Origin of the sequence: Arthrobacter echini (assembly GCF_008107445.1) — a bacterium.
GTDB classification, from domain to species: domain Bacteria; phylum Actinomycetota; class Actinomycetes; order Actinomycetales; family Micrococcaceae; genus Arthrobacter_D; species Arthrobacter_D echini_A.
In genome coordinates, this window is the sequence record NZ_VSLD01000005.1 from 55,514 (window position 1) to 74,662 (window position 19,149).

Consider the following 19,149-nt stretch of genomic DNA (forward strand, 5'->3'; position numbering starts at 1 on the left):
GCCGATCCATGGCCTGCGGGTGAGCTATCCATGCTCACCGGGGACTATCGGATGCCTACCGGTAGGTGGTTAGGAGCTACCGGGAAGGACTTTCAGCCCGTGGTGTCCACATAGACGGACGCCTGCTGCGGCAGTGTGGCCGCGCGCACCGATCCGACGGCGGTGCGGTGACGCCGCAGTGTCGCGAGTTCCCCGCCCAGGTGCACCAGGGCGACACGCTGGCGCTCGTGGATCCGCAGGGCGCGTTCCAGCAGGTCCGACGGAACAGGGCCGGTGAGATCCGCCGGGCTCCAGTCGCCGAGGGCAGGGGCCTGCCCCACGGGTGCGGAGGATGAGAGGCTTGCCACGATGGCGCCGTCGACGGCGGCCTCCAACTCGTCGAGGACGGAGGTCCAGGCCGCGTGATGCTCGTCGTCAGCCGACACCGAGCACTCCCACCGGCTGGAGCGCCGTCGTGTCCGTGGGCGGCAGTGCCTGGCCGGTAGCGGCTGCCTCGTGCCAGGCCTGCCGCAGGGGCTCGAGGATCTGCGCGCACTCCGTCGTCTTGTGCCGGTCCCGGGTGGTGTTGGCCTCGACGAGGGTCTGGCGCACATACGTGTAGAGGGACATGAGTCCGTCGGCTCCGTCCCACACATCGGTCCGCAGCGAGGACATCAGCTCCGCGAGGATGTCCTGGGCGTGGAGGAGATTCGCGGAGGCCACCGGCCAGTCCTGCGTCTCCTGTGCGACACCCGCCCGCGCGAGATCGAGCAGCAGCCGGTCGTAGAGCATGGTGAGCAGGCCGGCGGGCGTGGCCGAGAGCACGGCGTCCTGCACGTACTGTGACCGCTTGGCCTGATAGCCGTTCAGCTGCAGCATCAATTACTCCTGGAGGGGATGGTGGCGAGTTGGGAGGAGAGCCAGTCGCCCTGGGACTGCAGCTTGGACAGCTGGACCTCGAGCGCGGCGTAGGTGCGCTCCAGGGTGGCGCGGCGCTTGTCGAGGGACAGGTCCATCGAGGCCACGCGGTCGTTCATGGACCGGACGCTCGACTCCTGGCTCTGGATGCGCCGGGTGAGATCGCCGTCGAACTTGTCGGAGGCTGCCTTGCCCGCATCGGCGACGCGGGCAGAGAGACGGGTCAGCGCGTCCTTGACCTGGTCGGGATCGGCTGCCAGGGCGGCTGCGAATTTCTTCTCGTCGAACTCCACGGTGCCGGATCTGGTGAGATTGATCCCCAGCTCGGCGGTGGAGCGGCCGTCCACCGGGCCGGTGGCGGCGGTCAGGACCGACTGCGCGATGCCCCGGACGGCGCTGTCACCCGTGAATCTGCCCGAGGTGGGCGCTGCACTCGCGGTGGCACCGGGCGTCACCCTCGTATTGGCGGCGACGAAGGAGAGAACACTCTGCAGGGAGTCCACGAGCTCCTTGGCCAGCTTCGTGGTGCCCTCGGTGTCAGCTCCGACGGTGATGGAGACAGGGTCGGTACTCACCTTCGCGGCGGTGACCGTCACGCCCGGGAGGAGATCGGCGAAGGTGTTGGACGACGACGTGACGACCTGCTCGGCCGTCGACCCGCCCCAGAGCACGAGCTCGGCGTCCTGGGCGGTGCGCACCGTCGCGGCACCCGGCTCGGCGAAGAGATCCGTGGAGGGATCTGCCGCTCCGCGGAAGACGCTGAAGCCGTTCTCCGCTCCCGGCTCCGTGGCCGTGAACTGCAGGCGGTACTGCTGCACGCCGTCCACCTTGCCGGCGGTGACCTTCGTGGCCGTGATGCCGGCGCCGGCCTTGTTGACGGCCGCGACGACGTCGTCGAGGGACCCGGTGGTCTGCACCTCGGTGGTGGTACCGTTCGCGGCCCGGATGGTCAGCGTGGAGGCCTCGGCGGAGAAGGCGGTCATGGCGCCGGTGACGGAGCTCTGCGCCTGTGCGAGCTGCCGCACGGTGAAGTCGAGGGATCCGGCCCGGGCGGTGGAGGCGGCGGTGACACTTGCCGCGTCGCTGCTGCTCGTCGCGGTGAAGAGATCGAGCGCCTGGGGCTTCGCGGTCTTCGTGGCGAGCTCGGTGAGGGCGCCGAGACGCGTATTGAGTTGCTGGAGCGAGGTGATGAAGCCCTGCGTGGAGGAGGCCTTCGCCTTGAGCATGGCCTGCGGCCGGGCCTCGACCTGCATGAGCTGGCCGATGAGCTCCTTGGTCTTCAGCCCGCTGGCGATGCCGTCGATGGAGAACGCCATGGAAGTGCCTCTCGTATGGGGCTGGAACTGGGGAGCCGGGATACTGCGGAGAGGCAAATGCACGGTGGCAGGACCGTCGGTCCAGGATCAATCCCGCCACCGTGCACTTTCGCCTACATTCCCACCGTCTAGCGGAGGAGCTGAAGGACACCCTGGTTCATCTGGTTGGCCTGCGCGAGCATCGCGGTACCGGCCTGCGAGAGGATGTTCGAGCGGGTGAAGTCCGCCATCTCCTTCGCCATGTCGGTGTCCGAGATGCGGGACTTGGCCGCCGAGAGGTTCTCCTGCGAGACGTTGATGCTGTTGATCGCGGACTCGAAGCGGTTCTGCACGGCACCGAGCTCGGAGCGCGTCGTGGAGACACCCTTGATGGCGGTGTCCACGGCAGCGATCGTGGTGAGTGCGTTTGCCGCAGAATCGAAATCCAGGGCGCCGATCGTGGTCCCGAGCGTCGAGATGTTGGCTCCCGAGAGGTCCACGCCGATCTGGTCGTTCGCCTCGACGCTTCCTGCACCCACCTGGAACTTCAGATCGGCAGTGCCGTCCAGCAGCTTGATCCCGTTGAAGTTGGTCGAAGCACCGATCCGGGTGAGTTCCTCGGATAGCGCCGTGACCTCGGTCTTGATGGCCGTACGAGCATCCGCGTTGTTCGAGTCGTTACCGGACTGGACCGCCAGGTCACGGACTCGCTGCAGGATGCTGTGGACCTCGGTCAGCGATCCTTCAGCGGTCTGCACCACGCTGATGCCGTCCTGGGCGTTGCGGGCTGCAACTCCCAGTCCACCGATCTGCGAGCGCAGGCCCTCGGAGATCGCCAGGCCGGCGGCGTCGTCGGCTGCACGGTTGATGCGCAGGCCGCTGGAGAGCTTCTCCAGCGACTTCGAGACGTCGTTCTGGGTGTTGGAGAGATTGCGGTACGCGGTGTTTGCTGCGGTGTTGGTGTTGATCTGGAAACCCATGATGTATTCCTCCGTGAAAGGGTTGCTTGCGCCGGCCCGTCCATGGGCCAGCACCAGGAGCTATCGGTCTGCGCCCCGGGGCGTGTTAGGAATCGATGGAAGTATTTTTTTCCAGGACGGCCAGACGCAGGCTCGACCAAGTTTTCGCCGTGGGTTGGGTCGCGGTGCGGCATCCTCGGTCCCCTCGGCCCGGCATGGCCCTATGCTCATGCTGTTGTGATCAGATTCCTGATCCTGTGGACAAGGGAGTGCATGGTGGGTGCTGGTGCCCGTGGAGCCGATCAGGACGACGCGGGACGCGCCGGGGTCTCCCCCCGTCTGGTGATCGCGCTGGGCCTCCTGGCGCTGGTCTGCGGAGTCGTTCTCCTGATCGGTGATCCGGACAGTCCCGATCTGCGCGGTGCCTGGCTGGGGGTCCTCACCCAGCTCGCCGCCGTCGTCGTGTGCGTCCGCGCTGTCGCCCGGACGCGGCTGACCCGGTGGCAGGTGGTCCTCGGCACGGCCGCCATCGTGGTCTACACCGCCGGCGACATCGCCTATCTGGTGCTGCTGGACGGACAGCGTGCCCTCGGCGTCCTGTCCGTGGCGGACGGGGCACATGCCACCTTCTACCCGCTGATGCTCGGCGCCCTCGCCCTGACCATCCGCAAACTCAGGGGTGTCGCCTGGCCGGTGCTGGTGGACAGCATGGTGGGAGCACTCGCTGCGGCAGCTGTCATGGCCCTGATCCTCGCTCCCGTCCTGCAGGCGGGGGAAGCCGGCGGCACCACGTTCGGCCTGGTCACCACCGTCGTCTATCCACTTCTCGATCTGCTGCTGATCACCGCCATCGGCGGTCTGCTCTCCTCCCGGGGACTCCATCTCGGGCCCCGCTGGCCTTTGCTGGTCGCCGGGCTGATCCTGTTCTGCGCCGGGGACATCGCCTTCGCCCTGGACAGGGATGCCTACATGGTCGGGTCGATCGTCGACGCCGGGTGGGTCCTGGGAATCGCCGGGATCGCCGCCTGGATCGACGGCGTCGCGGGGGCCGGTCCGGCGTCAGCGCAGCAGGACCGCCGCGCGCCGGCCCTGCCCACCCTCATGGTCTCCACGACGTCGGCGCTCGCGGTGCTGGTCATCGGATGCCAGCTGCCCATCCCGCTCCTCGCCCAGATCCTCGCCGCGCTGAGCCTCTTGCTGGCAGCCGTACCCCTCGTCTTCAGGAACCGGATGCTCGTGGTCCTCGCGTCCACGGACGAACTGACGGATCTGCCGAACCGCCGGGGCCTGGTCAGGGAACTGACCGGACGGCTGCGTGCCGGTCGCCCCGGCGCCCTGCTTTTCCTCGACCTCGATCGCTTCAAGGACGTCAACGACGCCCTGGGTCATACCGTCGGGGATGCCCTGCTGGTGCAGGTCAGCCAGCGCTTCGCGGGCCGGCTCAAGAGCGGGGATTTCCTCGCGCGGCTGGGCGGGGACGAGTTCGCGGTGTTCCTCGATGGTGCAACCCGGAAGGAAGCCATCACATCGGCACTCCGGCTGGAGGCATCACTCGAGGACCCGATCGAGATCGGTACGGCGTCCCTGAAGCTCAGCGTGAGCATCGGCATAGCGCGCACCCCTGAGAACGGCACGGATATCACCCTGCTGATGCGCAAGGCCGACATCTCCATGTTCCGTGCCAAATCCACCCGCAGCGGACATCATCTCTACAGCGCGGCGGACGACGACGGCGGGGCGCAGAAGCTCGAGCTGCTGCGGGATCTCCGGACCGCCCTCGCGGAGGAGCAGTTCGAACTGCACTACCAACCCAAGGTGCATCTCGCCGATGGCCGCGTCACCAGCGTCGAGGCACTGCTCCGGTGGAACCACCCGGTGCTCGGACAACTTCCGCCCGTGTCGTTCCTGCCCCTGGCCGAGGAGTCCGGGCTGATGCCCGACCTCTCGACGCTCGTGCTCAAGCGCGCCGTGGCACGGGCCACGCAGTGGCGGGCCGAGGGACACGCGATCAGCGTCGCGGTGAATCTGTCTGGTTCCAGCATCCAGGAGAGTCTTCCCCGCCAGATCCGTGGGCTCCTCGAACGGCACGCCCTGCCGGCCGAGTGCCTGATGCTCGAGATCACCGAGGGGATGCTGATGACCAGTCCGGCCTACACCGCCGGCATCCTCCAGAAGCTCCGCACCGCCGGCATCCAGATCTCCGTGGACGACTTCGGCACCGGGTACAGCTCGCTGGCCCACCTGCGCGATCTCCCGGCCGATGAACTCAAACTCGATCGCTCCTTCATCACCGACATGCGCACCGATACTCGTGCCCTCGGCCTGGTGTCCTCGATCGTCGAGCTGGCCCACAGCCTGGAGCTGCGCGTGGTGGCCGAAGGTGTGGACAACGAGGAGACCCGGCTGGAGCTCCGGGCCATGGGCTGCGACCTCGCGCAGGGCTTCCACTTCACCCGGCCACTGCCCGCCGCCGCCGTCGTCCCCTGGCTCACCGCCGCCCGGGTCCCCGACGCGCTCGTGGCCGTCGCGCCCCGGCACCCGGGCCTGCCGTGAACCGTCCTCAACGTCCTCTCAGGTAGCCCCGCTAGTTTCGCTGGTATCCGACCCAGCAGCGAGGAACCCCATGCTCGATACCTTTTTCGGTCTTCCCGTCCACGCACTGATCGTCCACGCGACCGTCGTGATCGTCCCTGCAGCCGCCGTCGCCGTCCTCCTCGCAGCGCTCTGGGGTCGGTTCCGATCCTGGGCCCGATGGGGACCCTTGGCACTGGCCGTCACGGCCGCGATCCTCGCGCCGCTCAGCACGTCCTCCGGGGAGAATCTCCAGAACCGCGTGGGCAACAGCGCCCTCATCGCCGAACACAGTGAACTCGGGGACATGCTGATCTGGTGGGCCATCCCGGTAGCTGTGCTCGCCGCGGTGGGTTACTGGCTGCACAGCTTCAGGGGAGGCCGGAGCGGACGCACCGGCCACAGTGCCCCGCGCGCGGTGTCCGCACTGACAGCTGTGGTCACCGTGGCGGTGTCCATCGGCATGCTCGTCCAGGTGGTCCTGATCGGACACAGCGGAGCGGAAGCAGTCTGGTCGGACTCCGCGGCCTCCGCGATCAGCACCACCGTGCCGGGGCAGCCCGCCTGAGCAGGCCGTCCCGGGGCAGGATCACCAGGTGCTGTCCTGACGCGTCACCGCGTCGTAGCCGCCGTCGAGGAAGATGACCTGCCCGCACAGGTGGGTGTTCTCCTCGCCGGTGAGCCAGGTGAGCAGCGCCGCCGCCGTCTCGGGAGGGAAGGGCCCGTTGAGGGGCATGGGCACCTGCTTGTCGAGCTGCTCGCGGCCGGCTTCGGTACTGACCAGCTCCGCCGTCATGGGGGTGAGGACCACTGCAGGTGCGATCGCGTTCAGGGGGATGTCCGCGCCTGCCCACTGTTCCGTCGGGGCGTTGAGACGGATCCAGCGGGCGAGTGCCTGCTTGCTGGTGGAGTAGATCTGGTAGCCGTTGCCGTCGTCGGCCAGCTCCTGAGCGCGGGTCAGTGCTGCGGCCTCGTCCCCGTCGAGGCAGGCCTCGAGCAGGGCGGTGTCGTGGGGTTGCAGGGAGGCCATCGAGGCGACCGCCGCTGCCCGGGGCGCCTCCGAGCGCTTCAGCAGGGGCTGGAGGGACTCCAGGGTGGCGACTGCCCCGAAGTAGTTCACCAGGACCGTTGCGGGGATGGGTGCGTTCATACCGGCCACGGCGAGGACCGCGTCGATGGAGCCGTCGCTGAGCCGGGTGACTTCCCTGGCCATCTCGGCGCGGCCCTCCTCGGTGCTCAGGTCGGCGGTGATGTCCGCTCCGCGCAGATCGACGCCGATCACGCGGTGACCGTCCTCGCGCAGGCGGGTGGTGGTGGCTTCGCCGATGCCGGAGCCGGCTCCGGTGACTACGTAGGTGCGGGTCATGGGGTGTCTCCTAGGTTTTCTGCGCCGCGCTGAAGCGCAGTGCGTCGGTGTGGAATCTGGTGAGCAGCTGGGCGAAGGTGTCGCGTTCAGCCTGGGTCCACTCGGCCTGGATGGCGTGCATCATCCGATCGCCGGCGTCGACGAGCCCCGCCACGACCCCCTGGCCCTGATCGGTCAGGCGGAGAAGCCCTGCGCGGCCGTCAGCGGTGTCGGCACTGCGCTCGATCAGGTTGTCCTGACCCAGGCGGCGGGTGATCTTGCTGACGTTGGACGCTCCCACGCGTAGCTTCAGGGCGAGCACCGAGGGGCGCAGTTCGCCGTGTCGGCCGAGCAGGGTCAGCGCCGTGACGGAGCCGGCATCCATCCCGGGAGCCGCATCGTCGGTGAGGGTGGTGATGAAGTCGCTGGAACCCCACAGTGCGAAGACCTCGAGCATGGCCGCGAGTCCGGCCGAGCGGTATCCGAGCGGCGCTCCGACGTCGGGCTCTCCGGCCTGTGCCGGCGGATCGGAACTCATCACTACTCCCCTGTCGTCGAACCTCCATCCTACTCCATTTACTGTCCTGACGACAGTACATAGGCCTGGTTCGACGACGTCGACCGGCACAGCTGCGTGCAGGCGAGGAGACGGTGGAGGTTCCGCGAGGCCCGGTCGTGATGATCGCATCGGCACTTTCGCTCATGATCCGTTATGTTGCCGGTAGCTTCACGGCTCAGCTATCGTGCCTTGCTTTCCCTCTGCCACGAAGCGATACCCCATTCCCGTCTCGGTCAGTAGGTGCCGGGGCGCGCTCGGATCCGGCTCGAGCTTCTTGCGGAGCTGGCGGACATACAAGCGGAGATAGCCGGTGTCACGGATGTGCTGGGGCCCCCACACCTCCGTCAACAGCATCTCCTGCGTCACCAGCCGCCCGGAATTCACCATGAGTGTTTCGAGCAGACGCCACTCGGTGCGGGTCAGATGGATATCGGTACCGTCAATGGCCCTGACCACTGATTTCGCGACGAAATCCACACGGACGTTTCCGAAGCTCGCGCCCGCCTCTTCCTGTGCGGGCAGGCGCCGCCGCGTCAGTGCACGCACCCTCGCGAACAACTCATCGGTGAGGAAGGGCTTGGTCACGTAGTCGTCCGCGCCGGCATCCAGGGCCTGCACCTTGTCGATCGAGTCCATCCGCCCGGAGATCACCAGGATGGGCACCGAACTCCAGCCGCGGAGTCCGTGGATGACGTCGATACCACTCAGTCGCGGCATCCCCAGATCCAGCAGCACGATGTCGGGATGATGCTCGGCCGCGCGCCGGAGGGCAGCGGCGCCGTCCTTGGCCGTGACGACGTCGTAGTCATACGCCGTGAAGGTGATGCTCAGGGCCCGGAGGATCTGAGCATCATCATCGGCTATGAGGACCTTCATGGTGCGGCCACACCTCTACTGCCCGACACGTGAGTGTCCGCCCGCTGTTGGTGCTGGAGGGATACCACGGAGGTAAGTCCGCCGCCAGGGGTGTCCTCGAGCGTCAGACGACCCCCCATACCCTCGACGAAGCCTTTGGCCAACGCCATCCCGAGTCCGAGCCCGGCATCGTTGTCGGTGTCACCCAGCCGCTGAAAAGGCAGAAGTACCTGCTCCTTGCGATCATCCGGGATCCCCGGGCCCCGGTCGATGATGCGCAGTTCCGCCCTGCCGCCGAAGTCGCTCACCGACAGGACAGGCGGTTCACCGTCGCCCGAGTAGTGGGAGGCATTCGACAGCAGATTCACCAGGACCCGCTGCAGTAGGACGACATCGGCCAGGAACAGCGGCGACTCGACGGGAAGCTCCAGTTCAATATCACCCGGCCCCAGACCCAGCTCCTCAAGAGCAGGCAGGATGACGTCCTCCGCCCGTATGGGCTCCAATGCCACGCCGAGCACCCCTGCCTGGATACGGCTGGCATCGAGCAGGTCGGTGACGAGGTTCGAGAGAGTCCCGAGGCTCTCCTGTGCAGTCTCCAGCAGCGCAGCCTGCTCCTCCGGGGTGAAGGTGATGTCGGCTGATCCAAGACTCGTAACGGCGGTGGTTGCTGCGGTGAGGGGTCGACGGAGATCGTGTCCGACCGCGGCCAGCAGTGCCGTGCGGACGCGATCGGCCTCGGTCAACGGGCCAACCTCGCTCGCAGTGCGGAAGAGTTCGCGATACTCGAGAGTGGCATCGATCTGGGCTGTGATGACGGCGAGCAGCCGTCGGTCCGCTGCCGCCAGCCCACGGCCATGAAGTTCGAGGACAGCGCGTTCGCCGATCGGGACGCTGACCGGGTAGACCGCCGTGAGCGGAGGCGGCGGCGCCGTCGTGTCCTCACACAGGAGGGTTCCATCGGTTCCCCGAAGCCGGGCAGCGTCAAGTCCGAAAGCTTCCCGGGTACGGGCCACGAGCGCCTGCAGGGCGTCCTGACCGCGGAGGACACTGCCCGACACGGTCGCGAGCAGCTCGGACTCGGCAGTCGATCGCGAGGCCGCACGGGTGCGCCGTGCAGCTTGGTCGACAACGTAGCTGACCAGCACGGCGTTGATGCTGTAGAGGGCAAGGGCCATGAAGTGCGCGGGCTCGCCGATGGTCAGCGTCAGAACCGGTTCGATGAGGAAGTAATCCAGGGTCAGTCCGGACAGGACGGCGGCGAGGAGTGCGGGCCAGATCCCACCGATCAGGGCTACGACGATGACGAGCAGCTGGTAGCTGAGAACGTCTCCGGTGATGGAGTCCTCGCTCCGGAACGCGGTGAGCACGATCGTCAATAGCGGACCGCTGATCAATGCGACGATGGCACCGAGCACACGACGCCGCCAGGAGAGGGCGCCACCGGCATGCGGCAGTGCGAATCTGCTTCCGGCGGAGGCATGGTTGACGATGTGCACGTCGATCTCGCCGGACTCACGGATGACCGTGGCCCCGATCCCCGGGCCGGTCAGGAGCGCGGCGAGGCGCGATCGTCGGCTGACCCCGATGACCAGCTGGCTGGCATTGGCACCCTTCGCGAAGTCGACGAGCGCCGTCGACGTCTGATCACCAACCACCTCGTGGTAGGTTCCGCCGAGTTTCTGCACGAGGGCACGTTGGGCCGCCAGCTCGGCCGGGTCGGTATCCCGCAATCCCTCCTGATTGGTGACGTGCACGGCCAGTAACTGCCCTCCCGTGGATCGGGAGGCGATCCGGGCACCGCGTCGGAGCAGCGTATGCCCCTCGGGGCCGCCGGTCAGTGCGACGACGACCCGCTCGCGGGCTTCCCACTTGTCATCGATGCCCTGTTCGGCGCGGTAGCGCTGCAGTGCACTGTCGACCTCGTCGGCCAGCCAGAGCAGCGTGAGTTCACGCAACGCGGTGAGGTTGGCCACCCGGAAGTAGTTGGACAGCGCCGCGTCGATCCTGCCCGAGGGGTAGATACTGCCACCGGCCAGCCTCCCCCGCAGGGCTTCGGGCGCGAGGTCCACCACCTCGACCTGCGCGGCGCGGCGCAACACCTCGTCCGGTACGGTCTCGCGGTGGGGTACTCCGGTGATGCGTTCCACGACATCGTTGAGGGATTCGATGTGCTGCACGTTGACAGTGGACATGACGTCGATACCGGCGTCCAGCAATGCCTCGACGTCCTGCCAGCGCTTCTCGTGCGCCGTCCCCGGGGCATTGGTATGGGCCAGTTCGTCGACCAGTGCCACCTCGGGTGCGCGGACCAGCAGGGCTTCGAGGTCGAGATCCGTCAGGGGCACGCCCCTGTGGTGCTCACTGCGACGTGGCAGTACCTCCAACCCGTCCACCATCGCCTCGGTGGCCGCGCGCCCGTGCGTCTCGACGATTGCCACGACCACATCGTGCCCGTCAGAACTGAGCCGCTGCCCCTCTTCCAGCATGGCGCAGGTCTTTCCCACACCTGGAGCCGCTCCCAGGAACACCCTCAACCGGCCTCGTGTCATGGTCTAAGTGTCCAGCTGTGCGAGAGCGATGTTCAACTTCAGTACGTTGACCGTCGACTCGCCGAGGTAGCCGAGGTCCGGCCCCTGCGTGTTCGCCTCGACCAGGGCTTCGACGTCGCCTTCCTCCAATCCGCGCTCCGCAGCGATTCGGGGCGCCTGGAGGAGCGCGTAGTCGGGACTGATGTGCGGGTCGAGGCCCGAAGCCGATGCCGTGAGGGCGTCCGCCGGGATCGCTGAGGGGTCCACGCCCTCGAGCTGGGCGATCGGGGCCCGCCGATCATCGATCGCGGCCAGCAGGTCCGGATTCTCGGGGCCGAGGTTGCTGCCGCCCGAGGAAGCGCCGTCGTACCCCGTTCCAGCGGCGGAGGGGCGGGACTGGAACCACTCGGGCAAGGCCTCGCCGGCGTCGTCGGTGAAATCCTGACCGATCAATGCCGAACCCACGTCGACGCCGTTAAGGACAATGATCTGCCCATCGGCGCGGTCCTTCATCGCGACCTGCGCGAGCGACGTGATGGCGAGTGGGTAGGCGACACCTAGAAGGAGCGTCAGGACGACGAGGACGCGGACAGCGGTGCTGAGCTGTCGGACGGTGTTGCGGGAAGAACTCATGGAGTGCCCTTACAGGAGGTGTGCGTGACGCGCGGAAGGTCAGAAGACGGGGAGGAGCGAGAGTGCCAGGTCGATGGCCTTGATGCCGATGAACGGCGCCACGATCCCACCGAGTCCGTAGACGAGCAGGTTGCGGTTCAGGAGGCTTGAGGCGGAGGCTGCGCGGTACTTCACGCCGCGCAAGGACAGCGGAATCAGTGCGACGATGATCAGCGCGTTGAAGATGACTGCCGAGAGGATCGCCGAGGACGGCGAGTTGAGGTGCATGATGTTCAGCGCTGCCAACCCGGGGAAGGCGCCGATGAACATGGCAGGGACGATCGCGAAGTACTTGGCGACGTCGTTGGCGATGGAGAACGTGGTGAGTGCCCCCCGCGTGATGAGCAGCTGCTTGCCGATGCGCACGATGTCGATGAGCTTCGTCGGGTCGGAGTCGAGATCGACCATGTTGCCGGCCTCCTTCGCCGCCGAGGTACCGCTGTTCATGGCGACACCGACATCGGCGAGGGCGAGGGCTGGGGCATCGTTCGTGCCGTCCCCGGTCATGGCCACGAGTGCTCCGCCGGCCTGTTCCTTCCGGATCAGGCACATCTTGTCCTCGGGGGTCGCCTCGGCGAGATAGTCGTCCACCCCTGCCTCCGCTGCGATGGCCTTCGCCGTCAGTGGGTTGTCGCCCGTGATCATGACCGTGCGGATGCCCATGCTGCGTAGCTCCGCGAACCGCTCGGGCAGGCCGTCCTTGACCACGTCCTTGAGGTGGATGACACCGAGGACCCTCGCCACGCCGGCGGCGTCGCGTATGGCGACCACGAGCGGTGTCCCACCGAGCTGCGAGACGCGGCTGACGGCATCGTCCAGCTCTGCAGTTGCCGTGCCGGGACCGGCTGCCACCCAGGCGCGGACCGCGCTTCCGGCACCCTTTCGGACGCTCGAGCCGTCGGGGAAGTCGACCCCGCTCATGCGCGTCTGCGCGGAGAAGGGCACAACGGTTCCCGCGACGTCCGCACGGACAGAACCCTCTATCTCTGCCAGGTCGATGATGGACTTGCCCTCGGGTGTCGGATCGCTGAGCGATGACTGCAGCGCTGCGGTGACGAGGTCGTTGCGATCGGCGCCGTCGACGGAGATGAACTCGCTCGCACGCCGGTTCCCGTAGGTGATGGTGCCAGTCTTGTCGAGGAGGAGGGTCGTGACGTCACCGGCGGCTTCCACCGCCCGGCCGGACATGGCGAGCACATTGTGCTGCACCAGACGATCCATGCCCGCGATCCCGATGGCGGCGAGCAGAGCACCGATGGTGGTGGGGATCAGGCAGACGAGCAGGGCTACGAGAACCGGTACGCTCACCGCGACGTTCGAGGAGCTTCCGATCGGGTTGATGGCGAGGACCACCACGGTGAACACGATGGACAGGGTGGCGAGCAGGATGTTGAGAGCCACCTCGTTCGGGGTCTTCTGGCGTTCCGCACCTTCGACGAGGCGAATCATGCGGTCTAGAAAGGTGTCGCCGGGCCGACTCATGATGCGCACGACGATCCGGTCCGACAGGACCCGCGTGCCGCCGGTGACGGCGGAGCGGTCACCCCCTGACTCGCGGATCACCGGAGCGGACTCACCGGTGATGGCTGACTCGTCCACCGACGCGATGCCCCAGATGATCTCGCCATCACCCGGCACGAGACCGCCTGCCTCGATCACCACGATGTCTCCGAGGTCCAGATCCGACGACGGCATGTCAGTGATCGCGGACCCGAGCGCTCCAGGGTCGGCTGCGGGCACGTACTCCCGGACGACGCGCGCCGTCATGCCCGTCCTGGCCCGACGCAGGCTGGAGGCCTGAGCCTTTCCGCGGCCCTCGGCGACCGATTCCGCGAGGTTCGCGAAGAGGACGGTGAGCCAGAGCCAGAGCGCGATGAGCCACGTGAACGACGCGGGGACCTCGCTGCCACCGGACGTCACCGGACCGCCCAGGAAGGGTTCGGCGATGGCGATGGCGGTGATGAGGACCGCTCCCATCTCGACGATGAACATGACGGGGGTGCGGAACATCTGACGCGGGTCCAGCTTACGGAAGGTACCGGGCAAGGCCTCGATCAGCTGCGCGGCCGAAAATGTGGTGCCGACGCGCTTCATCGGGCGGTCGGCCTCGAGTGTGGATCTGGCACTGCTCTCGGCAGTGGGTCGAGTGGTTGTGGACATGGTCTAAAGCAGTCCTTCCGCAAGGGGACCCAGTGCGAGCACAGGGAAGAAAGTGAGGGCGGCGACGACGACGGTGACGCCGACGAGGAGGGTGATCGATTGGACGCGGTCCGTGGGCAGTGTCCCCGCGGTGGAAGGCACCCTGTCCTGGGCCGCGAAGGATCCGGCGAGGGCGAGTACGAACACCATGGGCAGGAAGCGCCCCAGGAGCATGGTGACGCCGAGTGCGGTATTGAGCCACGGCGTGTTGGCGGTCAGCCCTGCGAATGCAGACCCGTTGTTGTTGGCTGCCGAGGTGAAGGCATACAGCACTTCGGAAAGTCCGTGAAGGCCGGGATTCAGGATCGAGGTGCCCTCGATGTCCGCGCGGAGGGCTGGTACCGCGAAACTGAGCGCGGTGCCCGTCAGCACGAGAATCGGCATGCTGAGGATGTAAAAGCTCGCGAGCTTCATCTCCCTCCCACCGATCCGCTTACCGAGATACTCGGGCGTGCGTCCCACCAGCAGCCCCGAGATGAAAACGGTGACGACGGCGAGGATCAGCATGCCGTACAGGCCCGAACCGACACCACCCGGAGCGACCTCGCCGAGCATCATGTTGATCATCGGGAGCATGCCACCGAACGCCGTATAGCTGTCATGCATCGAATTCACGGCACCTGTCGAGGTGAGCGTGCTGACAGAAGCGAACAGTGTCGATCCGACAATGCCGAAGCGCTGTTCCTTGCCCTCCATCGCCGATCCCGCGGACTGCGATGCACTCCCACGGGCTCCAAGTTCAGCCAGGGTCACAGCGGTCAGCGACAGCAGGAAGATGACGGCCATCGCCCCGAGGATCGCGTAGCCCTGCCGGCGCTGTCCCACGACGGTGCCGAAGGTGCGCGGCAGGCTGAAAGGGATGGCGAGCATCAGGATGATCTGCAGCACGCTGGTCCACGGAGACGGGTTCTCGAACGGGTGTGCGGAGTTGGCGTTGAAGAAGCCGCCGCCGTTGGTGCCGAGCATCTTGATCGCTTCCTGTGATGCGACCGGTCCGCCGGGTACCACCTGCTCAGCTCCCGTGAGGGTGATGACTGTGGAGAAACCGTTGACGTTCTGCACGACTCCTCCGGCGACGAGCAGAACAGCGGCCAGCGCGGCACCCGGCAGAAGGATGCGCAGGAGCGCACGCGTCAGGTCTACCCAGAAGTTGCCGAGCGTGGCACTGCGGCGTGCTGCAAGTCCTCGCACGAAGGCGACAGCGACGGCCAGTCCGACCGCTGCGGAGATGAAGTTCTGCACCGCCAGGCCCCCCGCCTGCACGGCATAACCCATGGTTGCCTCGGGCGAATAGGACTGCCAGTTGGTGTTCGTCACGAAGGAGGCCGCGGTGTTGAACGCCAGACCCTCGGGGACGGACCCGAGCTCCAGAGAATAGGGCAGGAGCGCCTGGGTACGTTGCAGCAGGTACACGAGCAGCACGCCGACCGTGGAGAAGGCGAGGACGCTGGTGAGGTAGGAACGCCAGGACTGGTGCGAATCCGGGTTCACGCCGACGACCCGGTAGAACGCTCGCTCAACCCGGAGGTGGCGCGCGCCCGTGAAGGTGCGCGCCATATGATCTCCCAGCGGGCGGTACAGCAGGACGAGCACGACGACGACGGTCAGTATTGGCAGCACGCCGGAGGCGAAGGTCATCAGAAACGCTCCGGGCGCACGAGGGCGTACACGAGGTAGCCGAGGGCTGCGACGCCGAGAACGAAGGCGATCACGTTGAAGACGATCACAGCTTTTCCACCGCCCGCGCGATCAGCGCGACCGACTTCAACAGGGCCACGACGGCCACGACATAAACGATGTCAAGCACAGGAAACTCCATCAGGCTACGGTCCGCCGGCTGCCTGCCGGTCGGGTACCCCAGGAGGCACGAGCTTCATTACATACCCGCTCCTACCCCGTAACGCCGGCCCTAACGTCTTCCTCACAGCGCCACTTCCCATTCCTACGCATTCCTAACGCTCCCACCCGCTCGGGTCCGGCCATGGGTCCGCTGGTAGGTCGTGGTCGCGGGGCGGCAGCTGTCCTGAGGCACCACTTACAGTGGGGCCGGCCGTGCCGATAGTTCCCACGAATCCACCCGTACATCACTCTGGAGAGGAGGTGGCACCGTGAGCGCCCAGGATCTGTCCACCCTGCTCTGGCAGGAGCGCCAACTTCTGGAACTCCTCGTCTTCAAGCTCGAGGAAGAACAACTCCTGCTGACCTCCGGCAACAGTCGGTGGCTGCATCACGCCACCAGCGAGGTGGAGCAGGTCCTCCAACGCCTCCGCGACACCGGTCTCGCCCGCGCCGTGCACGGTTCGGCCGTCGCCACCGACTGGGGGATCGACGCCGGCGCCACCCTGCGCGAGCTGGCCCTCTCGGCACCCGCAGGGCCCTGGGGTGAACTGCTCACCGCCCACCTCCAGGCCATGACGGCGCTCGTGGCGCAGATCGTCGCACTGCGCGACAGCAACCAGCACTTCCTCAAGGCGGCCAGCCGCTCCACCCAGGAGACCCTGGCGGGGATCGGCACCGGCCCCGGCACCTATGCGGCCGACGGCGCCTCCGCCCTGGGCAGCGGCCACCCGACCCTCCTCAACAAGGATCTGTAGCCGGCCCATGAGCACTTTCAGCGGAATCTCCACAGCCTATTCCGGTCTCGCCGCGGCACGCGCGGGCCTCGACGTGACCGGGCAGAACATCGCCAACGCCACCACCCAGGGATACACCCGGCAACGCCTCGAGACCTCCTCGGCAGCCCCCGTGCGCCCCTCCATGTTCGCAACCGGCGCACGCGTGGGCGAAGGCGTCCTGACGCAGGGCATCGCGCGGCTCGGTGACGCCCACCTCGAAGCGCGCGTGCGCACCACGGCCGGGGCCGCCGGCTATACCGCGGTACGCGCCCAGGCCTTCTCCGCACTCGAGGACAGCCTCCGGGAGCCGGGCAGGAACGGCATCTCGGCGTCGCTCCAGGATTTCTGGGCAGGGTGGCAGGACCTGTCCATCAACCCGGACAAGTCCGCTCCCGCGTCGTCCCTGCTCTCCGTCGCAGGACAGCTCACCTCACGCATCGCCTCCGGCCACCGCGAGATCGAAGCGCAGTGGGCGGCGGCGAGGTCCTCGGCCGAGGGTCTTGTGACCGAGGTCAACGAGGCCGCGTCCCAGGTGGCCGAGCTGAACCGGCAGATCCGCTCCGCCGTCACCTCCGGGACGTCGCCCAATGAGCTCGTCGACCGCAGGACCCAGCTCACGGCGAATCTCGCCGGCCTGACCGGAGCCACGGTCCGCGACAACGCCGATGGTACGGCCGACGTCCTCCTGGCGGGCAATCCCCTGGTCTCCGGTGCCACGTCCAAGGTTCTCCAGGTCACCGGACCCCGGCAGCTCGCAGCCAATGGCAGCGTCGGCATCGAGTGGACCCATCGTCCGGGCGTCCCGGCCGGGATCGAGAGCGGAGAGATCGCGGCGACGCTCTCCCTGCTGGCTCCGGCCGACGACGGCGGCGTCCTCGCGGAGGCAGCCAAGGGCTTCGACGACTTCGCCCGTTCCCTCGCCGACAAGGTCAACACCGGGTATGCCGAAGCCGGCCAGGGTCCCTTCTTCGCCTTCGACGGGACTCGGCCCGCCGCATCGCTGACGGTCGTGCCGACGAAACCCACGGAGCTCGCGGCGAGAGCGGCCGGGGCCGGCGCCTACGACGGATCCATGGCGGATGCGATCAGCAGGATCGGCTCGGGCTCCGACGCACCCGACACCGAGTGGAACGGCTTCGTCGCGGGTCTTGGTGCCGCTGCACGCTCGGAGCTGCAGGGCAATGCCCTCGCCGAGGTCTCCGCGACCTCCGCCCTCCGCCAACAGCTCGGCGCCACCTCTGTCAGCATGGACGAGGAGCAGGTCAAGCTGCTCGAATATCAGCACGCCTATCAGGGCGCCGCGCGCGTGATGACCGCCATCGACGAGATGCTCGATGTCCTCATCAACCGCATGGGAATCGTCGGACGGTAGCGGAAGGCCATCATGATCACTCGCGTCACCCAGCAGACCATGCAGTACGGAGCGCAGCGCTCCCTGCAGACGAATCTCGCCCGCCTCGCCGAACTCCAGGACAAGGCCTCCAGCCAGCGTGCCATCAACCGCCCGTCGGACGACCCAGCGGGAGCCGCCGAATCACTGCGGGTCCGCGGAGAGCTCCGGGCGAACGAGCAGTACGCCCGGAACATCTCCGACGGCGAAGGATGGCTGTCCCAACTCGACAGCGTCATGACCACGACGAAGCAGGCACTCGACCGGGCGAACGAGCTGACGCTGCAGGGCTCCAACTCGTCCCTCAACCCTGCAGCCCGCGACGCGCTCGCGCACAATATCGACTCCCTGCGCAGCGAACTCGTGACGCAGGCCAATGCGACCTACTCCGGCAGGTTCCTCTTCGCAGGCAACGCCGACACGGCCCAGGCGCTCCAGGCAGATCTGACCTTCGCGGGCGGCGGAACGGTGGAACGTCGGCTGGGAGCAGGTGAGACCGTCCGGGTGGACGCCGACGGCGCCTCGGTGTTCGGCAGCGGCGGCGCATCCGTGTTCACGCTGCTGGACGGCATCGCGGCGGACCTTCGTGACGGGAAGGACGTCTCGGTGCACCTCGCCGCCCTCCAGGACCGCATCAAGGCGGTGACCACCGAGCACAGCACCATCGGCGCACGGCATGCGCGCCTGCTCACGGCGAAGGACAGCGTGGCCGATGCCTCCCTGGCACTCGAGGGGCGTCGCTCAGCTGTGGAGGAGGTGGATCTCGCGTCCGTGATCCTGGACCTCAAGATGCAGGAGACGGCCTACCAGAGCGCACTCGCCGTCTCGGCCCGCGTGCTGCAGCCCTCCCTGATGGATTTCCTGCGATGAGGGCAACCTTCCTGAGCCCGCCTCCTGGACTGGCCCCCTTCACGGACTTCCGCCTGGAACAGGTCAGCGGCGCGGAGGGTCTGTTCACCCTGGTCTCGGCCGACCGGCCGGAGGTCCGCCTGTTCCTCCTCGATGCAGCGACCTACCTGCCCGACTACAGCCCGCACTTCTCCGACGCCCAGCGCGAGGCACTCGGACCGGAGGTGCCGAACGCCCACCTGTTCGTCGTCGCCAATCCCGGCTCCGGAGGTACCACGGTGAACCTGGCCGCACCGATCGTGCTCGATCCGGCCACCGGTCACTGCGCCCAGCTGATCCTCGAGAGTGGCGACTACCCGCTGCGGGCCTCCCTGGCGCAGGCGGCCTGACGGCCCAACGGAAGAACCGCCCG

The 19,149-nt window shown here is 67.3% G+C and carries 18 protein-coding genes; 6 read left to right on the forward strand and 12 right to left on the reverse strand.

Going from position 1 to position 19,149, the window contains the following annotated elements:
• Nucleotides 1–92: 92 nt before the first annotated feature.
• From FQ377_RS10730 to FQ377_RS10745, 4 genes are all read right to left on the reverse strand, one after another.
• Nucleotides 93–425 (reverse strand): hypothetical protein, encoded by a 333-nt coding sequence (locus tag FQ377_RS10730; protein WP_148601269.1) that lies wholly within the window; start codon nucleotides 423–425, stop codon nucleotides 93–95.
• Nucleotides 415–858, reverse strand: a complete 444-nt coding sequence (gene fliS / locus FQ377_RS10735; RefSeq protein WP_148601270.1) for a flagellar export chaperone FliS — start codon at nucleotides 856–858, stop codon at nucleotides 415–417. Before fliS ends, FQ377_RS10730 begins: the two co-directional genes overlap by 11 nt.
• Nucleotides 858–2,213, reverse strand: a complete 1,356-nt coding sequence (gene fliD / locus FQ377_RS10740) for a flagellar filament capping protein FliD (RefSeq protein WP_148601271.1) — start codon at nucleotides 2,211–2,213, stop codon at nucleotides 858–860. Before fliD ends, fliS begins: the two co-directional genes overlap by 1 nt.
• A 128-nt stretch (nucleotides 2,214–2,341) precedes the next feature.
• Nucleotides 2,342–3,172: a flagellin N-terminal helical domain-containing protein gene (locus FQ377_RS10745; RefSeq protein WP_148601272.1), complete on the reverse strand. Its 831-nt coding sequence runs from the start codon at nucleotides 3,170–3,172 to the stop codon at nucleotides 2,342–2,344.
• Nucleotides 3,173–3,424: 252 nt separating this feature from the next.
• Here FQ377_RS10745 and FQ377_RS10750 point away from each other — a divergent pair, with 252 nt between their 5' ends.
• The gene (locus tag FQ377_RS10750; protein ID WP_148601273.1) at nucleotides 3,425–5,704 is read left to right on the forward strand and encodes a putative bifunctional diguanylate cyclase/phosphodiesterase; all 2,280 of its coding nucleotides are present in this window, start codon (nucleotides 3,425–3,427) and stop codon (nucleotides 5,702–5,704) included.
• Between the two features lie 70 nt (nucleotides 5,705–5,774).
• Nucleotides 5,775–6,290, forward strand: a complete 516-nt coding sequence (locus FQ377_RS10755; RefSeq protein ID WP_148601274.1) for a DUF2231 domain-containing protein — start codon at nucleotides 5,775–5,777, stop codon at nucleotides 6,288–6,290.
• A 21-nt stretch (nucleotides 6,291–6,311) separates the two neighbouring features.
• Here the strand turns inward: FQ377_RS10755 and FQ377_RS10760 are convergent, their stop codons facing one another.
• The 8 genes from FQ377_RS10760 to kdpF all read right to left on the reverse strand — a co-directional run bounded on the left by FQ377_RS10760 (nucleotide 6,312) and on the right by kdpF (nucleotide 15,610).
• Nucleotides 6,312–7,088 (reverse strand): SDR family oxidoreductase, encoded by a 777-nt coding sequence (locus tag FQ377_RS10760; protein WP_148601275.1) that lies wholly within the window; start codon nucleotides 7,086–7,088, stop codon nucleotides 6,312–6,314.
• Between the two features lie 10 nt (nucleotides 7,089–7,098).
• Complete coding sequence (locus FQ377_RS10765; protein ID WP_187393332.1) at nucleotides 7,099–7,605, reverse strand: MarR family winged helix-turn-helix transcriptional regulator; 507 nt, start codon at nucleotides 7,603–7,605, stop codon at nucleotides 7,099–7,101.
• A gap of 189 nt (nucleotides 7,606–7,794) precedes the next feature.
• Nucleotides 7,795–8,502, reverse strand: coding sequence for a response regulator (locus tag FQ377_RS10770; RefSeq protein WP_148601277.1), 708 nt, complete (start codon nucleotides 8,500–8,502; stop codon nucleotides 7,795–7,797).
• On the reverse strand, nucleotides 8,499–11,033 hold the full coding sequence (locus tag FQ377_RS10775) for a DUF4118 domain-containing protein (protein WP_148601278.1): 2,535 nt from the start codon (nucleotides 11,031–11,033) through the stop codon (nucleotides 8,499–8,501). Before FQ377_RS10775 ends, FQ377_RS10770 begins: the two co-directional genes overlap by 4 nt.
• Nucleotides 11,034–11,036: 3 nt before the next feature.
• The gene (kdpC, locus tag FQ377_RS10780) at nucleotides 11,037–11,645 is read right to left on the reverse strand and encodes a potassium-transporting ATPase subunit KdpC (protein ID WP_148601279.1); all 609 of its coding nucleotides are present in this window, start codon (nucleotides 11,643–11,645) and stop codon (nucleotides 11,037–11,039) included.
• A 39-nt stretch (nucleotides 11,646–11,684) separates the two neighbouring features.
• Nucleotides 11,685–13,844: a potassium-transporting ATPase subunit KdpB gene (kdpB, locus tag FQ377_RS10785; RefSeq protein ID WP_148601280.1), complete on the reverse strand. Its 2,160-nt coding sequence runs from the start codon at nucleotides 13,842–13,844 to the stop codon at nucleotides 11,685–11,687.
• A gap of 3 nt (nucleotides 13,845–13,847) precedes the next feature.
• Entirely contained in the window at nucleotides 13,848–15,521 is a 1,674-nt protein-coding gene (gene kdpA / locus FQ377_RS10790) for a potassium-transporting ATPase subunit KdpA (RefSeq protein ID WP_148601281.1), read from the reverse strand.
• On the reverse strand, nucleotides 15,521–15,610 hold the full coding sequence (gene kdpF / locus FQ377_RS10795; RefSeq protein ID WP_148601282.1) for a K(+)-transporting ATPase subunit F: 90 nt from the start codon (nucleotides 15,608–15,610) through the stop codon (nucleotides 15,521–15,523). The genes kdpA and kdpF overlap by 1 nt, the downstream gene beginning before the upstream one ends.
• A gap of 381 nt (nucleotides 15,611–15,991) precedes the next feature.
• On the opposite strand from kdpF, the gene FQ377_RS10800 reads away from it, so the two are divergent.
• From FQ377_RS10800 to FQ377_RS10815, 4 genes are read left to right on the forward strand one after another with little or no spacing between them, the layout of a single operon-like run.
• Nucleotides 15,992–16,477 carry a flagellar protein FlgN gene (locus tag FQ377_RS10800; RefSeq protein ID WP_148601283.1) on the forward strand — a complete coding sequence of 162 codons (486 nt, stop codon included), beginning with the start codon at nucleotides 15,992–15,994 and terminating at the stop codon, nucleotides 16,475–16,477.
• 7 nt (nucleotides 16,478–16,484) lie between these two features.
• Nucleotides 16,485–17,870, forward strand: a complete 1,386-nt coding sequence (flgK, locus tag FQ377_RS10805) for a flagellar hook-associated protein FlgK (protein ID WP_148601284.1) — start codon at nucleotides 16,485–16,487, stop codon at nucleotides 17,868–17,870.
• Nucleotides 17,871–17,882: 12 nt separating this feature from the next.
• The gene (gene flgL / locus FQ377_RS10810; RefSeq protein ID WP_148601285.1) at nucleotides 17,883–18,758 is read left to right on the forward strand and encodes a flagellar hook-associated protein FlgL; all 876 of its coding nucleotides are present in this window, start codon (nucleotides 17,883–17,885) and stop codon (nucleotides 18,756–18,758) included.
• Nucleotides 18,755–19,126, forward strand: a complete 372-nt coding sequence (locus tag FQ377_RS10815; RefSeq protein ID WP_148601286.1) for a flagellar assembly protein FliW — start codon at nucleotides 18,755–18,757, stop codon at nucleotides 19,124–19,126. Before flgL ends, FQ377_RS10815 begins: the two co-directional genes overlap by 4 nt.
• Nucleotides 19,127–19,149: the final 23 nt, after the last annotated feature.